The following is a 16,739-nucleotide window of genomic DNA, read 5'->3' as shown; positions in this document are numbered from 1 at the left end:
GGTTGTGGGGAGTGGACGAAGCAGCCGGCAAGTTTGCTACAGATGGCCGTTTCGCGCCTCGCTCCCCGCCACGGGCCCCGTCACCAATTCACTTCACGCTCCGGCGTCGCCGAAATATGGTGAATCGACAGGTCCGCCCCGTCGTATTCCTCTTCCTGCGTCAGCCGCAGCCCGACCGCCTTCTTCAGCGCGCCGTACACCGCCCACCCCGCCAGGCCGGCCCAGGCGACGCCCATCAGCGTGCCGATCAGCTGCGCCCACACGTTTACCCCGCCGATGCCGCCCAGCGCCTGGGTGCCGAAGATGCCCGCGGCGATGCCGCCCCAGGTGCCGCACAGGCCGTGCAGCGGCCACACGCCGAGCACGTCGTCGATCTTCCATTTGTTCTGCACCAGCGTGAACATCTTGACGAAGATGGCGCCCGCCACGCCGCCCACCACCAGTGCGCCCAGCGGGTGCATCAGGTCGGAGCCGGCGCAGATGGCCACGAGCCCCGCGAGCGGGCCGTTGTAGACGAAGCCGGGGTCGTTCTTGCCCATGGCCAGCGCGACCAGCGTGCCGCCGACCATCGCCATCAGCGAGTTGACGGCGACGAGGCCGGAGATCTTGTCGATGCTCTGCGCGCTCATCACATTGAAGCCGAACCAGCCCACGCACAGCACCCATGCGCCCAGCGCCAGGAACGGAATGTTCGATGGCGGATGCGCGCTCAGCGAGCCGTCGCCCCGGTAGCGGTTGCGCCGCGCGCCCAGCAGCAGCACGGCCGGCAGCGCGAGCCAGCCGCCCACGGCATGCACGACCACCGAACCCGCGAAATCATGAAACTCATGGCCGGTGAGCGAGGCGATCCAGCCCTGGATGCCGAAGTGCTTGTTCCAGGCAATGCCCTCGTACAGCGGATAGACGAACCCCACGATCACCGCAGTGGCGATGAGCTGCGGCCAGAACTTGGCGCGCTCCGCGATGCCGCCCGAGATGATGGCCGGGATGGCGGCCGCAAAGGTCAGCAGGAAGAAGAACTTCACCAGCTCGTAGCCGCTTCTTGCCGACAGTTCGGTGGCGCTCACGAAGAAATGCGTGCCGTAGGCCACGCCGTAACCCACCAGGAAGTACACGATGGTCGACACCGAGAAGTCGACCAGGATCTTCACCAGCGCATTGACCTGGTTCTTCTTTCGGACGGTGCCGAGCTCCAGAAAGGCAAAACCGGCATGCATGGCCAACACCATGATCGCGCCGAGAAGGATGAACAGCGCGTCTGCGCCCTGTTTAAGTGCGTCCATTGAAGCTTCTTGCAGTTTTTGGTTTGATTTGGTGCAACGCACCCGAATTGCTCGGAGCGGCGCCATAAGCAAGCAAAAAAAGTGCCTGAAAGCTCTTTGATGGTGCAGAGCGAACCAATAACGGGCCTCCCAGGCCCGGTCGCGCACCGGATCAGCCCGCGCCGGCGCGCAGCGCGTCCCGATAGCGGCGGCTGCACGGCACCGTGGTGCCGTCGTGCATGTGCAACCGGGCGTCGCCGCCGTCCAGCGGCTCTATCTCCTTGAGGCGGCCCAGGTTCACGGCGTGGCTGCGGTGCACGCGCACGAAGCGGTCGGGGTCGAGCTGGGTCAGGAAGTCGGTGAGCGTGGCGCGCAGCAGGTAGTCGTGGCCGTTGACGTGCAGGCCGACGTAGTTGCCCTCGGCCTGCAGCCAGTCGATGTCGGTGGCGGCGATGAGGAATTCGCGGCGCAGCTTTCGCACGAGGAAGCGTTCGGGGCGCGGGGGTGGCGGTGGAAGTGTTTCCGACATGGCGGGTTGCGGCGAGGGCGGCGCGCTCGCCCCCTCCTCCGGCTCGTCGAGCATCCGGGCCTCGCCCTGCAGCCGCAGCACGAACCGCCGATAAGCCCAGATGCCGAAGATCATGCTGGCGTACACGCGCACGTCTTTCAGGTACTCGTAGCCCCACTGGTCGGTCCAGGCCCAGAAGTCGTAGCGCCCGCCGGCCATGGAATAGACCAGCGAGCGCAGGGCGAACATGCCGGCCACATGCACCACGCTGATTGCCACGCTGGCCGCCAGGTGCCCGGCCAGGAAGCGGACCCAGTGGCTGCGTGCCAGCGGTGCCAGCCAGCGCTCGATGGCCACCAGCGCCGGCACCAGCAGCAACAGCACGAAGTGGCTCGACACCTCCCAGGTCACCACTTCCCAGCGGGCATGCGGCACGGCGCGCGTGCCGACATCGGCGATCGCGACCAGGGTGCTGAACGCGGCCTGCAGCGTCATCAGCACGATCCAGAAACCCACTTCGACATACCGGCGGATCGGCTCGTAGCGTTCGTACAGGTTCTTGCGTGGGTCGACCATGGCCGGAATTCTCGCGAAATCGCCCCTGGGGCCGGCGAATTTCGTCCCTGGGGCCGGCGAATTTCGTCCCTGGAGGCCACCGCTCGTCACAAAGCGGGGGCAATCCGTCCCGGCGGAGCGCCGCGCGGAGTGCATGGGGCGGAGCATCGCGGCCTTTCCGCTTCGAGGCCCCGCCATGCACACCACCGACCACGCCCCGCCAGACCGTCGCCGCCACGACATCGACGCCCTGCGCGCGCTGGCCTTCCTGCTCGTCATCCTCTATCACGTCGGCATGTATTACGTGGCCGGCTGGCACTGGCACCTCAAGAGCCCGCACGAGGCCGAATGGCTGCGCTGGCCCATGGCAATGCTCAACCTCTGGCGTCTGGACCTGGTGTTTCTCATATCGGGCGTGTCGCTCGGCTTCCTGAGCCGGGGCCAGGGCACCTGGGGCCTGCTGCGCGACCGGGGCCTGCGGCTGATGCTGCCGCTGGTCTTCGGCATGGCGGTGATCGTGCCCTACCAGGCCTATGCGCAGGGCGTGGCCGACGGCATGGTGGCGCCGGGCTTCGGCGCCTTCCTGCTGCGCTACCTGCCGATGAGCGCGCCGTGGCCGAAGCAGGCTTTCGACGGCGCGGAGTTCGGCATCACCTGGAACCACCTCTGGTACCTGCCCTACCTGTTTTGCTACACGGCGCTGGTGGCGCTGACGCTGCCGCTGTGGAACTCCGCCGCCGGCCAGCGGGTGCGGCGCGGCTTCAACGGGCTGCGCGGCTGGAAGCTGCTGTTGCTGCCGGCGGTGCCGCTGCTGCTGTGGACGATGCTGCTGGCCTCGCGCTTTCCGCCCACCCACAACCTGGTGCGCGACTTCCACCTGCACAGTCTCTATTTCACGATGTTCCTCTACGGCTATTGGATGGGCGTGGATACCGGCATCTGGAAAGAACTGGCGCGGCTGCGCCGGGTGTCGCTCGCGCTGGCGCTCGCGGTGATCGCCACTTTCTTCGCGTTGCGCGCCGGCGTGAAGGGGCCGCCCTCCGGGCTGCAGATGGACGTGCTGCGCGTGCTCTATCTGTGGCTGTCGGTCTCGGCCATCCTGGGCTACGGGCACACCTACCTGAACCGGCCCTGGCCATGGCTGCGCTGGGCCAATGAGTCGGTCTACCCCTGGTACATGCTGCACCAGACGCTGATCATCGCGGGCGTGGCGCTGCTGGCCCCGCTCGCGCTCGGCCCGGTGGCCGAGCCAGTGCTGCTGGTGGCGCTGACCATCCTCGGCTGCTGGGCACTGACCGACGGGCTGATCCGCCGCTTCAACCTCCTGCGGCCGCTCTTCGGGCTGAAGCTCAGGCCGCGGGCTTCGCGGCGGGCTCTTCCACCGGAACCAGAATGGCGTTCCCCGTCGCCACGAGCTTGAGGGCGTCGCCCTCCCCCCGGGCATAGAGTTCGGCCGCCGCGAACACCTGCTTGCGCCCGGCCTTCACCACCCGCCCGCGCGCCACGAAGGCGCTGCCTACGGCCGGCGAGATGCAGTTCACCGAAAAGTGCGACGCCAGCACGCGGCCCGCCACTGTGGCGGCCGCGAAGCCGCTCACGGTGTCGAGCAGCGCGCCGATCAGCCCCGCATGCAGGAAGCCGGCGTACTGGCCCATGTCTTCCTCCCGGAAGTCCATGCGCAGTTCGGCCTCGCCGTTGGCGGCGCTCGTGACTTCGAAGCCGGCCCAGCGGTTGAAGGCGGCGGTCTTGTTGATGGCCTGGATGGTGTCGAGCATGGCGTGCAGTCCTTGAAGGAAAAGTGTTGCGGCTCACTCTACGAACCGCCACCCGCGTTCATCGTCGCGCGCGTGACCGCCCGCGCGCCGGCGGTTGCCTTGGCGACAGCAGCTGAAAAATTTCTTGCGATGCCTTAACCCCGTTCGCGCGGCCCGTCCGTACGAGCAGGGGTCTGTCCCACTTTCTTCGAAGGCATCCCATGAAAGCATCGACCTCCGTCATTCTTCGCGCCACCACCGGCGCCGCCGTCCTGCTGGTGCTGAGCCTCAGCGCGCAGGGGCAAGCCGTCACGCCACCGGCCGGCTCTTTCGGCTCTTCCGGCTCGCGCATCACCCAGGTCAAGGTCTACCCGGGCAGCGCCACCGTCGACCGCGTGGCGCGAGTCGCGGCCGGCAGCCGGTCGGTCACCTTCGCCTGCCTGCCGGCGGGGCTGGACGTGCAGAGCCTGCAGGTGTCGGCCGACGCGTCGGTGCGGGTGGGCGAGACCTCGGTGCTCGGCGAGGCACGGGAGCTTTCCGCCCAGTGCGCGACCAGCGCGCTGGACGGCCGCATCCGCGAGCTGGAAGACCAGAAGGCCGCGCTGCAGGCCGAGAGCGATGCGCTCGGCATGGTCAACGGCTACCTCAAGGGCCTGGCCGGCAGCGGCGGCGACACGCCCCAGGGTGCCCGCGCGCCGGCGGATGCGCGCAACCTGGTGGCCATGACCGAGGCGATGCGCCGCACCGGGCAGGACTCGCTGCTCAAGCAGCACCAGATCCAGCGCCGGCAGACCGACATCGACCGCCAGCTCAACCCCCTCTTGGCCGAACGCAGCCGCACCCAGGGCAGCGGCGACCAGGTGATGGCCGTGACGGTCACGCTCGCCGCCAGCGCGGATGCCGACGTCAAGCTCAGCTACCAGGTCAACGGCCCCGGCTGGACGCCCAGCTACCGCGCGCTGCTCGACAGCAACACGGGCAAGGTGCGCATCGAGCGCCAGGCGCTGGTGGCGCAGGCCACGGGCGAAGACTGGCGCGGCGTGAAGCTGGTGCTCTCCACCGGCCAGCCGCGCCGCGAAACCACCGGCCGCCTGCCTTCGGCATGGCGCATCGGCGTGGAGCCGCCGCCGCAGCCCGCGCGCCCGCGCGGCTACGAGATGGCGCCGATGCCCGCCGCCGCGCCGATGGCCATCGCCCCCGAAAGCGCCAAGCAACTCGCCGCGCGCCGGGCTCCGCTGTTCGACGTGAGCGTGTTCGAAGGCAGCTTCGCCACCGAGTTTTCCGTGCTGCAGACCATCGACGTGCCTTCCAACGGCCAGCGCGTGACCTTGGCGCTGGGCCAGCATGAAGACACCGCCAAGCTGGTGGCCCGCACCAGCCCGCGCGTGGACGCGAGCGCCTTCCTGGTCGCCGACATGGCGCAGCCCGACGGCGTATGGCCGGCCGGCCCGATGCTGCTGTACCGCGACGGCGCCTTCGTCGGCAACGGCCGCTGGAGCCCGCCCACCGACGCCCGCCTGACGCTGTCGTTCGGCCGCGACGAGCTGGTGCGCGTGCAGGCCGAGCCCGAGCGCGACAACCAGGGCACCGGCGGCTTCGCCGGCTCGCGCGCCGAGCGCAAGGTGCAGCGCGCCTACGTGGTGGAGAACCGCCACCGCACGCCGGTCACGGTGGAAGTGCTGGAGGCCGCGCCGGTGTCGGTCGACGAGCAGGTGCGCGTGAGCTCGCAGTTCACGCCCAAGCCCGACGACCTGTCTTGGAACAAGCAGCCCGGCCTGACGATGTGGCGCTTCGACCTGGACGCCGGCAAGTCCGCGCGCGTAGCCGCCGACTACACCATCGGCTACCCGAAGGACGCGCGGCTGCAGATGCGCTGAGCGCCCTCAGAAGTCGAACTTGGCCGACAGCTCGAAGGTCCGGCGCGGCGCCAGCAACACCTGGCTGGTCGCGCGGCCGGCCCAGGTGGCGTAGAGCTTGTCGGTCAGGTTGCGCACGCGCAGGGTCAGCAGCGCCTTCTGCAGCCGGTAGCTCACCGCCGCGTCGAGCGTGGTGAAGCCGTTGATGCGGATTTGGTTGGCGTTGTCGGTGAACATGGGGCCGGTGTGGTTGAGCGAGGCGAAGTACTCGAACTTCGAGCCGTCGGGCCGGTAGGTGGCGAACAGGTTGGCCACGCGCTCGGGCACGTTCGGCGGCGTGTTGCCAACGCGCGATACGTTGCCGGCCTCGACCAGGGTGTCGAAGCGCGCGTCGAGCGCGGCCAGGTTGCCGGCCAGCATCCATTCGCGCGTCGGGCGCCACACGGTCGACAGCTCGATGCCGCGCGACGACTGGCTGCCGTTGTTCACCGTGTTGTTGGGGTTGTTCGGATCGCGCGAGAGCACGTTGCCCAGCTCGATCTTGTAGGCGGCGGCGGTCCACTCCAGGTTGGCCTCGGGCAGGCTCTGCTTGAAGCCCACCTCGGCCTGCCTGCCGCGCGACATCGGGAACGCCGCGTTCGACGCCGACAGCAGGAACAGCGAGTTCACCGGCAGCGTGGCGTTGGTGTACTGCGCATACACGCTCGACTGCGGCGTGATGTCGTACACCGCGCCGATGCGGCCCGAAGTCGAGCGGTAGCTGGCGCCGAAGCGGGTGTAGCTGCCCAGGTTCAGGTCGGTGATGCCGCGCTCGACCTCGGTGCGGTCGTGGCGCAGGCCGCCCACCAGCGTGAGATTGCGAAGCGGCTCGAGCGCGTCTTCCATGAACACCGACGTCACCTTCACGTTGGAAGTGGTGTTGGTGCGATTGCCGCCGCCGGTGCTCAGCGCCGGGCTCTCGTTGAACGGTGCCAGGTACGGGTCGAACACCGGCACGCGCAGCAGGCTGGCGGTGGCCGCGCTGCTGTCCGAAAAGCGGCGCTGGCTGCCGAAGCGGGTTTCGCTGTATTCGCCGCCGACGACGAAGCGGTTGTCCATGCCGGCCAGCGTGCCCTTGTGGGTGGCGTCGAAGCGGTTCAGCCAGAAGTCCTGGTCGTGCGTGATCAGCGTCTGGTCGCGCGCGATGCTGGCGGGCGCCACGAACACCGCGCTTTCCGAGTTGCGGAACACGCGGTTCGACTGGTTGGCCGAGAACTCGTTGCGCCACGACCAGCCGCCGTTCAGTTGGCCGGTGAGGCGCGCGCGCAGCCAGTACGTCTCGGACGAGTTCTCGTCGTCGGGCACGTTGTAGTTGTTGCGCGCCATGCGCTTGTCGATCACGCGGCCGTCGGGCGTGCTCACCACGTTCGTCGGCTGCGTCGCAAAGCTGCGCGGCACCAGCGGCGTGCCCCAGTAGGCCTGGTTGTTGTCGCGCAGGTAGTCGAACGAGAGGTCGAGCTTCACCGAGCCGCCGAGGTCCAGCATCAGCCCGCTGGTGAAGTGGTCGATGCGCTCGCCGTTGCGGTCGATGGTGCCCACCTTGGTGTCGTTGCGGCTGTAGTCGAGCCGATAGGCGCTGGCGTCGCCGAGCGCGCCGCCGAAGCCGAAGGCAGCGCGCGTGGAGCCGTAGCTGCCGTACGAAAGCAGCGCCTCCTTGTGCGGATTGTCGCGGTCGGGCCGCTTGGTCACGAAGTTGACGACGCCGCCGATGGCGCCCTCCCCGTCGAGCACCGAGGCCGGGCCCTTGAGCACTTCGATGCGGTCGTAGTTCCAGGTGTCCTGCACGCGGTTGGTCACGCCCGCGCCGGAACTGCGCACGCCGTCGTACAGGTACATGAGGCTGGTGAAGCCGCGCGTCGACAGCGTGGTCGGCGACGACGGCGGCCCGCCGCCCGACAGGCCCGCCATGCCGCGCAGCGCCTCGCTGAAGGTGCGCGCGCCGCGCTGCTGCATCGCGTCCTGCGACAGGATCTCGACCGAAGCCGGCGTCTCGCGCACCGACAGGCCCAGGCGCGACGCGGTGCCGCTCGACTCCTCCAGATGCAGGCTGTTGGCGTCGCGGCTGCCCTCGATGGTGACGGTGCCTAGCTCGGCACTGGCCTGCGCATGGGCAGCATGGAACGACGCGGCGGCGGCCACCGCCGCGGCCGTGCGGATGAACATGGTCATTGGATTGCTCTTCTTTTGATGGCTGAGAAAAAACGGGGGGTGGGCTGGCTACGCCACGGAAAAGCGGCGCAGCCGCCACGCGGCCAGGCCGAACAGCAGCAGGCTGGGCACCAGCAGCTGCAGCACGGCCCATGCGGCCTGTCCGCGCAGCAACCCCGGCGGCTCCTCCTGCCATGCGAACACCGGGATGCGGTCGAAATCCGCCGGCGCGAGCGCGTCGCGCGCGTCGATGCGCGGGAAGAAGAACTGCTTCCACGCCGCGTGGTACGCCACCACCTGCGACTCGAAGCGCGCCTGGCGCCGCGTGCCGTTGCCGGCCAGCGCAGTCATGCCCTCGTAGGCCACCGCCGCCGGAGACACGGCGCTGAAGCGGCCCAACAGCGCCTGCTGCCCCGCCTGTTGCGCGTCGAAGCGGTCGAGCTCAGGCTTGATCGCTTCGTCGACTTCCTTCTCGATCAGGTAGTTGCCCAGCAGCCGGCCGGCGATTTCGATCTTGCCGTCGCGCGGCACCAGGATCGCGCCCCGGCCGACGTGCTGGTAGTCGGTGCTCATCAGGTCGGCATGGCGCTTCATGGCCTCGGCCGTGACGATGCGCTGGCGCGTTGCCAGTTCGGTGCGCGAAGGCGCCGGGCTGGCCAGCGTGACCGCGAGGTTGAGCAGCACCGGCGCCACCAGCACCAGCATCACCCAGGCGATGACGAGCACCATCGCGTTCGTCGCCGACGAGGCGCCGAAGGCATTCACCGCCACCACCAGCGCGAACCAGAAAAGCGCATAGGCGCCGACCAGCAGGGCCCACCACAGGGTGGCGCCGCCGACGCCGCTGCCCGTGCCGCCCAGCCCCGCCTGCCGCGCGACCAGCAGCACCGCCACCGGCAGCAACACCGCCGGCCCCAGCAGCACGGCCGCGCGCACCGACAGCTTGCCCGCGAGCAGCGTGCGCAGCCGAAGCGGTTGCGACAGCAGCAAACGCAAGGTGCCGTTCTCGCGCTCGGCCGACAGCAGGTTGTAGCTGAGCGCGAAGATCAGCAGCGGCAGCAGGTAGACGATGACGAACGCCAGGTCGAAGTGGCCGCTCAGCAGATGCCAGGGGCTTTCGATGTCGCTCGGGTTCATGAACACCACGCGACTCTGGCCGGTGACCTGAAACTGGCTCGGAAACAGGTCGCTCTGCCCCAACGCGACCGGGCCCAGCGGCGCAGTGGGCAGCAACGCATGCTGGCCGCCGTAGCTGCTGGTCATGCGCGACGGATCGGCCGGGTTCTCGAACGGCGTGGGCTGCGCGGTGCCGGCGAGGATGCCCGTGAGCAGCACGCGCTGGGCGGCGCGCGTGTCGCTGTCGGCCTGCGCGACGGCGGCCTGCGCGCGGTCGCGGCTCGCGGTCTGCACCAGGCCGTTTCCGAGGGCGTAGGCCACCAGCAGCAGGAACAGCGCGCCGACGGCCCACAGCGTGCGCTCGGCCAGCATCAGGCGACATTCCTGGCGCATCACGGCGAGCAGGCGACGGCCTTGGGGCGGATGAAGAGGCTTGTTGTCGTTCATGCCTCGTCCTCAGAGCGCACGCTGGCGCAGGGTGGCGAAGGCCGCGAAGGCAGCGGCCAGCAGCAGGCCGGCGCACAGCACGGCCAGGCTGCGCGCCTGGTGCGCCAGCGCCCAGCCGGCATGCGGCGGGTGGTAGTCGAAAGGCGGCACGGTGGCCCACAGATCGGGCGCGGCCTGGTAGGCGAAGTGGCGGTCGCCCATGGGGTCGGCATGCGCCACCAGGTCTTCGCTCATCAGGTCCTGGATGCGGCGGCGATGCAGTTCGGCCGCGGTGGTGAAGCTGCGGTGGTGCGCGAAGTCGGTGCCGGCCATGCCCATCGAGAAGCTGCGGATGGCAAGGATGGGCAGCACCAGCCCGCTCCATTCCTGCACTTGCTGCTGGCGTTCCCAGGTGTCCCACAGGCGGCCGTAGTGGCGGTCGTACGCGGGGTACGAAGCCTGGTCGTCCAGCCGCAGCGCGATGCCCCACTTGCTCAGCGGCACGTCGCGGCCCCAGCGCTCGGTGGTGCCGAAGTTCTTCTGCCAGACCTGGTCGGACACGGTCTTGAGCTCCGCGCCCAGCGCCTGGTTGAAGGCGAGCCGCGTGGGGCTGGGGAACCATGCGCGCGACAGCTCGGACATCACGCGCGGCGCCATCACCGCCTGCCCGATCCACAGCGCGAGCAGCACGGTGATCGCCATGCGCGAAGTCGACGACGCGGCCGATACGCCGAGCACCACGAACACGAAGATGCCCAGGTACACCGCATAGCCGAGCGCCCACGCGGCCAGCCGCAGCAGTGCGTCGAGGCGCTCGCCTTCTCCTGCTCCCACGGCCACCGCCACCGCGGCAACGAGCGCCGCCGGCACCAGCAGCACCGCGAGCGAAGCCGCCAGCGCGAGCGCCTTGCCGCCCAAAAGGCGCAGCGGCGGCACGCCCAGGCTCAGCGTCTGGCGCAGGATGCCCTGCTCGCGCTCGCCGGCGAATGCGTTGAAGCCCAGCACGATCACCAGCAGAGGCCCGAGCACCTGCAGGATCCAGCCGACCGACAGGTTGCCGAAGCGCTGCAGGCCGGTCGCGTCCTGCGCGGCGTTGAACTTGACCTCGCTCTGGCGGTGCGCCTGCAGCCACACGGTGCTGCCGATGAACGGGTTGATGCCCGAGTCGATCATGGCCAGCGCCGCCTCGGGCTTGAAAGCGTGCATGCCTTGATGGGCGGCGTCGTGCGGATGGCGGCGGTCCTGGTGCAGCCAGTCGCGGTAGTCCATGGCCTGCGCGGCCTGCTGTTCGGCGCGGGCCTCGCGCTGGTGCGCCCAGCCCACGGCCAGCGCGGTGAACAGCAGCACGGCAACCAGTCCGCCGGCCCAATAAAGACGCCCGTCGCGCAGGCGTTCGAGGAATTCGCGCCTTGCGACCAGGGAGAGCAGCATGCGGGTCTTCATCTCAGGCCCTCATGTGCTGCAGGTAGAGCGACTGCAGGTCGGTCTGTGCGATCTGCGCTTCGCCGTCGAGGCTCTCCACAAGACGTCCGCGCTTCATGATGCCGACGCGCGTGGCGGTCTGCTGCGCATGGAACAGGTCGTGCGTGGTGGTGAGCACGGCCACGCCGCTGTCTGCCGCGCGGCGCAGCAGGCCCGAGAACTCGCTGGCCGCCTGCGGATCGAGGCCCGAGGTGGGCTCGTCGAGCAGCAACGCCTTGGCCTGCTTGGCCAGTGCCACCGCGATCCACACCTTCTGGCGCATGCCCTTCGAATACGCGGACACACGCTTGTCGGCGGCCGCGTGGTCGAGCCCCACCTCGGTCATCAGCTCGAGCAGACGCTTGCGCGGCAACTCGTGGCCCAGCGCCAGCCCGGCGAAGAAGCGCAGGTTTTCCAGGCCCGAGAGGGTGCCGTACAGCGTGACCTGCTCGGGGATGTACGCGACGTCCTGCTTGGTCGCCACGGGGTGGCGCGTGACGTCGGTGCCGTTGATTTCCACCGTGCCCGCGCTCGGCTCGATGAAGTTCAGGAACAGGTTGATGGTGGTGGTCTTGCCCGCGCCGTTGGCGCCCAGCAGGCAATAGATGTCGCCGGCGCGGATGTCGAGGTCGAGACGGTCGAGCGCCGTGTGGGCGCCGTACTGTTTGGTGAGGCCGGAGGCTCGGAGCATGGAGAGGAAACCCGGGTTGAGGAAAAGACGCACGCAGGCTCGCGCCGGCGCATGTGCGCCGAGACGTGCGCTCGGTTTCGTGGGGAGGTTCGGCGACTTGCGCCGGGGCGCGCCTATCGGTCAGCGCGCCGTGTCAGCGCTGGCGGTCAGCGCTTGTTCTTGTTCTTCGCACCGCCCTGCCTGGCCTTGAAGCGCGGGTTGGACTTGCAGATGACGTAGGTGCGGCCGCGCCGGGTGACCACCTGGCAATCGCGGTGGCGCTTCTTTGCTTCCTTGAGCGAGGAGAGGACTTGCATGGTCGTACGGAGGCCGTAAAGATTCGGACCCGCGACTATACGTTATTGAGAATGCATTCTCAATAACACTCGAAAACTGACCGCCGCCTAACTTGCGCGTGCGCCGGCGCCCGCCTTTACACACGGCGCGCACAGCCCGTAGAGCGTCACTTCATGGCCCGTCACCTGGAAGCCCTTGGGCGCCAGGTCGTCCATCGGCCCCGGGCAGGCATGCAGCAGGAACACCTGTCCGCAGCCCGAGCAATGAAAGTAGTGATGGTGGTGCTGCGCCGCGTCCTGCCCGCCGTGGTGCGAATGCGCATTCGCTTCGGGCTTGCAGGCGACCTCGTAGCGCGCCGGCTCGCCCGGCAGTTCGACCTTGGCGATCTCGCCGTCCGACAGCAGCAGCGCGACCTGCCGGTACACGGTCGACAGGCTGATCTCGGGCACGATCTCGCGCGCATGCGCCAGGATTTCGGGGGCAGTAAGAACGCGACCGGCGTCGCTGAAGGCGGAGAAAACTGCGTTGCGCTGGCGCGTGAGACGTTGCATGCGCCGATGATAGTGACCGCCTTGCGAACGCGCCCTCAGACGCCCGTCAGCCCGGCGTGGCATCCTCTTGGGCCCAACCGCTTTTCCATGGGAGAAAAAACGTGAGAAGGATTCATCGGCGAGGCGCGCTGGCCTTGTCGGCCGCGTGCGCGGCATCCGCCCTGCTCGCCGTCTCGGGCTGCGAGCAGAAAAGCGCGCCCGCCGCTGCCGCCCCCCCGTCGCCGGAGCCCGCCCTGCCGGCCACCGCCATCGGCAGCGTGGAGATCACGCAGGAAGACATCGACTGGTTCCGCCGCAGCAAGGCCGAATGGATCGACTGCGAATCCGGCGCCCCCGGCATCGTGCCGCCCGACCTGACGCTCGAGCAATTCGGCGAAGCGCTCGACGGCGCCTCCTCGCCGGCGGTCGAGCGCTTCACCAACGTGGCCTCGGCCTTCTTCCTGCACGCCAGCTTCGCGCAGGGGCACTACGCATTCCAACCACCTTTCGGCCAGCGCGAAGCCTTCGACGTGACCGACGAGCACATCCGCCTGCTGCAGCGCGCGAACTGGCGCACCTTCATGATCGACTGCAAGCGCCCCTACGGCGACTTCACGCACTTCGAGATCGACATGGCCGACATCCTGGGCATGCCGCTGAAGAAAGACGCCAAGGGCCATGCGCAGATCGGCAAGGACGCCGAACAACGCCTGGACGCGCTGCATGCCGACATGCTGTATGCGCTGCAGGCGTACATCCGCTTCGCGCGGCTCAACCCTGGGCGCTACGTGGTGCCGGGCCGCAGCTTCTCGCGCTTCGTGAGCCGGCCGCTGTGCCGGCCGGTGTCGGCCACCCGCGTGGCTCTCTACCAGCGCGCGCTGAAGGCCGCCGGGCCGCATCCGGATTCACGCCGCACGGTGGCGCTCAACGAGGCGGCGGCGGCGCTGTTCGCGCTGGACTGAGCCGTTGTTGCCGCCGCGGCCCGCGCGCACAGGGCCGCGAGCGCCAGGCCGAAGGCCAGCGCGCTGGCCACGGTGCGCCAGAGATTCGCGGCGTTCCAGCGCAGGCGCGTCTGCGCCCAGTCGGGCGGCAGCGCCAACGGGCGCCACGACTCGGTGTACGCATTGAGCGGCAGATTGACCTGCGCGGTGAAAACCACGATGCCCAGGCCGTAGAGCGCCCCGGCCAGCAGCAGGCAGCGCCACCAACCCGCGCCGCGCGCACTCCAGGCCGTGGCCAGGGTCAATGCGCACAGCAACGGCGGACCGAAGAAGAAGCCGAAGAACATCGCGTGCCGCACATTGCGGTTCAGCGCCGACTGCACCCGCGCATAGGTGGCGCCGTCCATTTCCAGGGTCGCGAAATTGACATTGGCGCTGTAGGTCCAGAAAAAGCCGGCCATCACGCCCAGCCAGAAGATGGCGAGCGCATGGCAGACAAGCGACGGCAAGACGGCCGGCGAGCGAGAAAACATGGCGGAATTTCCTGCGGCATGGAAAGAAGCCGCCCACTGTCGTGCCGCGGCGCCGCCGGCGCCTTAACCGCCGATAAGTCCCATCTCCGCGCGCAGCCGCGAGAGCGACACATCCGTCATGCCCAGGTACGAAGCCAGGTGGCGCAGCGGGATGCGGCCGGTCCACTCGGGTCGCTCGCCCAGCAGGGCCTCGTAGCGCTGGCGCGCCGTGCACTGCAGGAAGAGCTGTTCGCGCCGCATCTTGTCGTCGAGCAGTCCGGCAAGCGCCTGCAGCCGCAATGCCGTCCACGAGGGCAGTGTGCCCACCGCAGCCTGCAGCGCGCCGTGCGGCAGGCGCCAGACAACCGCCGGCGTCAGCGCCGAGATGAAGAAGGCGGCGGGCTCGCGCTGCATGACCTCCGTCACGGGCCAGATGAACGCGTCTTCGGCATGGAAATTCTTGTTCGACTCGCGCCCTTCGCTGTCGATGTAGAAAAGCCGCAGCATGCCGCGTTCGACCCAGAGCGCGTGCTGCCAGACGCTGCCGGCGGCCAGCAGCGTGGCATGCGCCTCCAGGGGTTCCCGGCGCGCCTGCGCCGCAAGAAGCGCCAGCGGGGCCGGCGCGAGTTCCGGAAAACGCAGTGCCAGCGCGCGCTGCCAGGCTGCGGCGGCTGGAGCGTCGTCGGACGCGGCAGGCATCGCGGCAGCCTCGCGCGCGCTCAGCCGTCCTGCCCGGCCGTTGCCTCCGGCCTGGGCTTGCCCTTCTGCTTTCGCGCGGCCTTCTTCGCCGCGCGTTCGGCATCGGCGAGCTGCCCAGCGGCCAGCCAACCTGCAAACTCTTCAGGCGTCTCGAGCGTGATGCGCCCCAGATTGCCGGCGCGGAATTCGTGCATGACGATTTCCGCGGCCTTCTGCAGATTGACGCGCCCCTTGCCCAGCAGCGCGCCGCGCTTTCGGCCGATGGTGTCGAGCAGCGCCTCGTCCTTCATCTCGGCCATGGTGGGGGCGTCGAGCTCCACCAGCTTGAAGCGCGCGGCCACGCCCGCGCCGTAGTGCACCTTCAGGTAGTTGAGCAGCTCGAGCGCCACTTCTTCCTCGTCGAAGGCGTTGCGCCCCACGGCGCCGCTGGCGGCCAGGTTGTAGCCGCTCTTGGGCACGATGATGCGCGGCCACAGCATGCCGGGCGTGTCCCACAGGTAGAAGTCGTCGGCCAGCGTGATGCGCTGTTCGAGCTTGGTGATGCCGGCCTCGTCGCCGGTCTTGGCCTTGCGCCCGCCGGTGAGCGTGTTGATCAGGGTCGACTTGCCCACGTTGGGAATGCCGCAGATCAGCACGCGCATCGGCTTGGCCATGCCGCCGCGGTTGGGCGAGAGTTCGTGGCAGGCCTTCACCAGCTGCTGCGCGGGCGTGGTCTGGCTGGCGTCGAGGCCGATGGCGCGGGTGTCGGGCAGCGCGTTGTAGTGCGCGAGCCAGCGCACGGTGCGCTCGGGGTCGGCCAGGTCCTGCTTGTTGAGCACCTTCAGGCTGGGCCGGCGGGCGGTGAGCTCGGCCAGCATGGGGTTGGCGCTGGAGCCGGGCAGGCGTGCATCGAGCAATTCGATGACCACATCGATGTCTTTCACCCGCTCGGTGATGGCCTTCTGGGTCGCATACATGTGACCGGGGAACCACTGGATCGCCATCGGTAGGCTCTTTCTTTTCGCTCTTTTGGCGCTGACTGGAATTCGGGAAAACGGGCCGGCCCTCGGGCCGGGTGCGCATTGTGAACCGGGAACCTGAACGGCAGCTGCGTGCTACGTTTTCGATAGCTATGCACGGCCATTCTGCCTAGAATTTCCCCGGCTGCGCCCCGCAGCCATTCCAACAAGACTCCGAGGGAAATCCATGCTCAACCGCCTTGCGGCCGCCACCTTGCTGGCTGCCACCGCCCTGACCGCGACCGTCGTCCAGGCCCAGCGCCCGTCGCCGCCGCCCGGCCCGATGATCAACGGCTACCTGTGCTGCAACATGCGCACGTACGGCGATTCGATCAGCGACATCAACTACGACGAGCAGGGCACGAGCATCGTGGCAGTGGGCACGCCGGCGCGCATCACGGCCTACGACTTCCGCTGGTTCAGCCTCGATCTGGGCGGCAAGCCGCAGCGCATCAAGAACGACTACAGCCGCAACATCACCTTGCCGGAATTCGCGCAGCGCTACGTCGTCACTCAAGACCCGAAGCAGAAGATGGCCGCTTTCGCGCCCGCCGTGCGCGAGGCCATCCTGGCCGCCAAGGTGATGCCCGGCATGACGCGCGAACAGGTGCTGATGGCCATCGGCTACCCGATCGCCAGCGAGAACCCCAGCCTCGACGCGCCGGTGTGGCGCTACTGGCGCGACAGCTGGTCGGAGTTCCAGGTGAACTTTGACGACAAGGGGCTGGTGAAAACCGTGGTGGGTGACCCGGTTGCGCTGAGTCGCGTGCTTGCCGCAGTGCCGGCCCAGCCTTGAGTTTTCGCGCATTGCGCGTGTGTTGCACACACGCGCAATCCCCGGCGGACTGTTGAATTGCGTGGCTTCGGTCCGAACACACGAGTCGCTTCCCTTTGATGCTGGCCCGCGTGCCATTGATACCGTCAGGTGCGCGCTCCCGCTCGTGTCCTTGGTGTAATTGCTATGGAT

General features: G+C 68.7%; 16 protein-coding genes. 4 read left to right on the top strand and 12 right to left on the bottom strand.

What is annotated here, in order from left to right; all coding sequences use genetic code 11:
- Positions 1-80 precede the first annotated feature (80 nt).
- Both L3V85_RS13110 and L3V85_RS13105 read right to left on the bottom strand, forming a co-directional pair.
- Positions 81-1,283 (bottom strand): ammonium transporter, encoded by a 1,203-nt coding sequence (locus L3V85_RS13110; protein WP_237679630.1) that lies wholly within the window; start codon positions 1,281-1,283, stop codon positions 81-83.
- A 151-nt stretch (positions 1,284-1,434) separates the two neighbouring features.
- Positions 1,435-2,346: a LytTR family DNA-binding domain-containing protein gene (locus L3V85_RS13105; protein WP_237679629.1), complete on the bottom strand. Its 912-nt coding sequence runs from the start codon at positions 2,344-2,346 to the stop codon at positions 1,435-1,437.
- A 175-nt stretch (positions 2,347-2,521) separates the two neighbouring features.
- Between L3V85_RS13105 and L3V85_RS13100 the strand changes: the two genes are divergently transcribed.
- On the top strand, positions 2,522-3,745 hold the full coding sequence (locus L3V85_RS13100; protein WP_237679628.1) for an acyltransferase family protein: 1,224 nt from the start codon (positions 2,522-2,524) through the stop codon (positions 3,743-3,745).
- Here L3V85_RS13100 and L3V85_RS13095 read toward each other — a convergent pair.
- Positions 3,675-4,100 carry a PaaI family thioesterase gene (locus L3V85_RS13095; protein ID WP_237679627.1) on the bottom strand — a complete coding sequence of 142 codons (426 nt, stop codon included), beginning with the start codon at positions 4,098-4,100 and terminating at the stop codon, positions 3,675-3,677. The genes L3V85_RS13100 and L3V85_RS13095 overlap by 71 nt on opposite strands.
- Before the next feature lie 200 nt (positions 4,101-4,300).
- On the opposite strand from L3V85_RS13095, the gene L3V85_RS13090 reads away from it, so the two are divergent.
- Positions 4,301-5,956, top strand: coding sequence for a DUF4139 domain-containing protein (locus L3V85_RS13090; protein WP_237679626.1), 1,656 nt, complete (start codon positions 4,301-4,303; stop codon positions 5,954-5,956).
- Positions 5,957-5,962: 6 nt separating this feature from the next.
- Here the strand turns inward: L3V85_RS13090 and L3V85_RS13085 are convergent, their stop codons facing one another.
- The 6 genes from L3V85_RS13085 to L3V85_RS13060 all read right to left on the bottom strand — a co-directional run bounded on the left by L3V85_RS13085 (position 5,963) and on the right by L3V85_RS13060 (position 12,643).
- A complete protein-coding gene (locus L3V85_RS13085; protein ID WP_237679625.1) occupies positions 5,963-8,143 on the bottom strand; it encodes a TonB-dependent receptor in 2,181 nt (726 codons plus the stop codon).
- A 48-nt stretch (positions 8,144-8,191) separates the two neighbouring features.
- The gene (locus L3V85_RS13080; RefSeq protein WP_237679624.1) at positions 8,192-9,685 is read right to left on the bottom strand and encodes an ABC transporter permease subunit; all 1,494 of its coding nucleotides are present in this window, start codon (positions 9,683-9,685) and stop codon (positions 8,192-8,194) included.
- Between the two features lie 9 nt (positions 9,686-9,694).
- Positions 9,695-11,095, bottom strand: coding sequence for an ABC transporter permease subunit (locus L3V85_RS13075; protein WP_237680555.1), 1,401 nt, complete (start codon positions 11,093-11,095; stop codon positions 9,695-9,697).
- Positions 11,096-11,108: 13 nt separating this feature from the next.
- On the bottom strand, positions 11,109-11,816 hold the full coding sequence (locus L3V85_RS13070; protein WP_237679623.1) for an ABC transporter ATP-binding protein: 708 nt from the start codon (positions 11,814-11,816) through the stop codon (positions 11,109-11,111).
- A 146-nt stretch (positions 11,817-11,962) separates the two neighbouring features.
- Positions 11,963-12,112 (bottom strand): type B 50S ribosomal protein L36, encoded by a 150-nt coding sequence (ykgO, locus tag L3V85_RS13065; protein WP_013542562.1) that lies wholly within the window; start codon positions 12,110-12,112, stop codon positions 11,963-11,965.
- 87 nt (positions 12,113-12,199) lie between these two features.
- Complete coding sequence (locus L3V85_RS13060) at positions 12,200-12,643, bottom strand: Fur family transcriptional regulator (RefSeq protein ID WP_237679622.1); 444 nt, start codon at positions 12,641-12,643, stop codon at positions 12,200-12,202.
- A gap of 101 nt (positions 12,644-12,744) precedes the next feature.
- Between L3V85_RS13060 and L3V85_RS13055 the strand changes: the two genes are divergently transcribed.
- The gene (locus L3V85_RS13055; protein WP_237679621.1) at positions 12,745-13,584 is read left to right on the top strand and encodes a hypothetical protein; all 840 of its coding nucleotides are present in this window, start codon (positions 12,745-12,747) and stop codon (positions 13,582-13,584) included.
- On the opposite strand, the gene L3V85_RS13050 is transcribed toward L3V85_RS13055, so the two are convergent.
- The 3 genes from L3V85_RS13050 to ylqF form a co-directional block, all read right to left on the bottom strand.
- Positions 13,488-14,096 (bottom strand): anthrone oxygenase family protein, encoded by a 609-nt coding sequence (locus L3V85_RS13050; RefSeq protein ID WP_237679620.1) that lies wholly within the window; start codon positions 14,094-14,096, stop codon positions 13,488-13,490. The two genes, L3V85_RS13055 and L3V85_RS13050, sit on opposite strands and share 97 nt — an antisense overlap.
- Positions 14,097-14,159: 63 nt before the next feature.
- The gene (locus L3V85_RS13045; protein WP_237679619.1) at positions 14,160-14,774 is read right to left on the bottom strand and encodes a Crp/Fnr family transcriptional regulator; all 615 of its coding nucleotides are present in this window, start codon (positions 14,772-14,774) and stop codon (positions 14,160-14,162) included.
- A 20-nt stretch (positions 14,775-14,794) separates the two neighbouring features.
- On the bottom strand, positions 14,795-15,757 hold the full coding sequence (gene ylqF, locus L3V85_RS13040) for a ribosome biogenesis GTPase YlqF (protein WP_237679618.1): 963 nt from the start codon (positions 15,755-15,757) through the stop codon (positions 14,795-14,797).
- A 202-nt stretch (positions 15,758-15,959) separates the two neighbouring features.
- Between ylqF and bamE the strand changes: the two genes are divergently transcribed.
- The gene (gene bamE / locus L3V85_RS13035) at positions 15,960-16,568 is read left to right on the top strand and encodes an outer membrane protein assembly factor BamE domain-containing protein (RefSeq protein WP_237679617.1); all 609 of its coding nucleotides are present in this window, start codon (positions 15,960-15,962) and stop codon (positions 16,566-16,568) included.
- Positions 16,569-16,739: the final 171 nt, after the last annotated feature.

The sequence above is a fragment of the Variovorax paradoxus genome (assembly GCF_022009635.1).
Lineage (GTDB): Bacteria > Pseudomonadota > Gammaproteobacteria > Burkholderiales > Burkholderiaceae_C > Variovorax.
The sequence above is the reverse complement of the archived record's forward strand: the minus strand, read 5'-3'. Positions and strand labels throughout refer to the sequence as shown.

Bases quoted from the DNA above. Each gene is read 5' to 3' on its own strand.
- L3V85_RS13110 (WP_237679630.1), bottom strand. From the start codon at position 1,283: ATGGACGCACTTAAACAGGGCGCAGACGCGCTGTTCATCCTTCTCGGC.
- L3V85_RS13105 (WP_237679629.1), bottom strand. From the start codon at position 2,346: ATGGTCGACCCACGCAAGAACCTGTACGAACGCTACGAGCCGATCCGC.
- L3V85_RS13100 (WP_237679628.1), top strand. From the start codon at position 2,522: ATGCACACCACCGACCACGCCCCGCCAGACCGTCGCCGCCACGACATC.
- L3V85_RS13095 (WP_237679627.1), bottom strand. From the start codon at position 4,100: ATGCTCGACACCATCCAGGCCATCAACAAGACCGCCGCCTTCAACCGC.
- L3V85_RS13090 (WP_237679626.1), top strand. From the start codon at position 4,301: ATGAAAGCATCGACCTCCGTCATTCTTCGCGCCACCACCGGCGCCGCC.
- L3V85_RS13085 (WP_237679625.1), bottom strand. From the start codon at position 8,143: ATGACCATGTTCATCCGCACGGCCGCGGCGGTGGCCGCCGCCGCGTCG.
- L3V85_RS13080 (WP_237679624.1), bottom strand. From the start codon at position 9,685: ATGAACGACAACAAGCCTCTTCATCCGCCCCAAGGCCGTCGCCTGCTC.
- L3V85_RS13075 (WP_237680555.1), bottom strand. From the start codon at position 11,095: ATGCTGCTCTCCCTGGTCGCAAGGCGCGAATTCCTCGAACGCCTGCGC.
- L3V85_RS13070 (WP_237679623.1), bottom strand. From the start codon at position 11,816: ATGCTCCGAGCCTCCGGCCTCACCAAACAGTACGGCGCCCACACGGCG.
- ykgO (WP_013542562.1), bottom strand. From the start codon at position 12,112: ATGCAAGTCCTCTCCTCGCTCAAGGAAGCAAAGAAGCGCCACCGCGAT.
- L3V85_RS13060 (WP_237679622.1), bottom strand. From the start codon at position 12,643: ATGCAACGTCTCACGCGCCAGCGCAACGCAGTTTTCTCCGCCTTCAGC.
- L3V85_RS13050 (WP_237679620.1), bottom strand. From the start codon at position 14,096: ATGTTTTCTCGCTCGCCGGCCGTCTTGCCGTCGCTTGTCTGCCATGCG.
- L3V85_RS13045 (WP_237679619.1), bottom strand. From the start codon at position 14,774: ATGCCTGCCGCGTCCGACGACGCTCCAGCCGCCGCAGCCTGGCAGCGC.
- ylqF (WP_237679618.1), bottom strand. From the start codon at position 15,757: ATGGCGATCCAGTGGTTCCCCGGTCACATGTATGCGACCCAGAAGGCC.
- bamE (WP_237679617.1), top strand. From the start codon at position 15,960: ATGCTCAACCGCCTTGCGGCCGCCACCTTGCTGGCTGCCACCGCCCTG.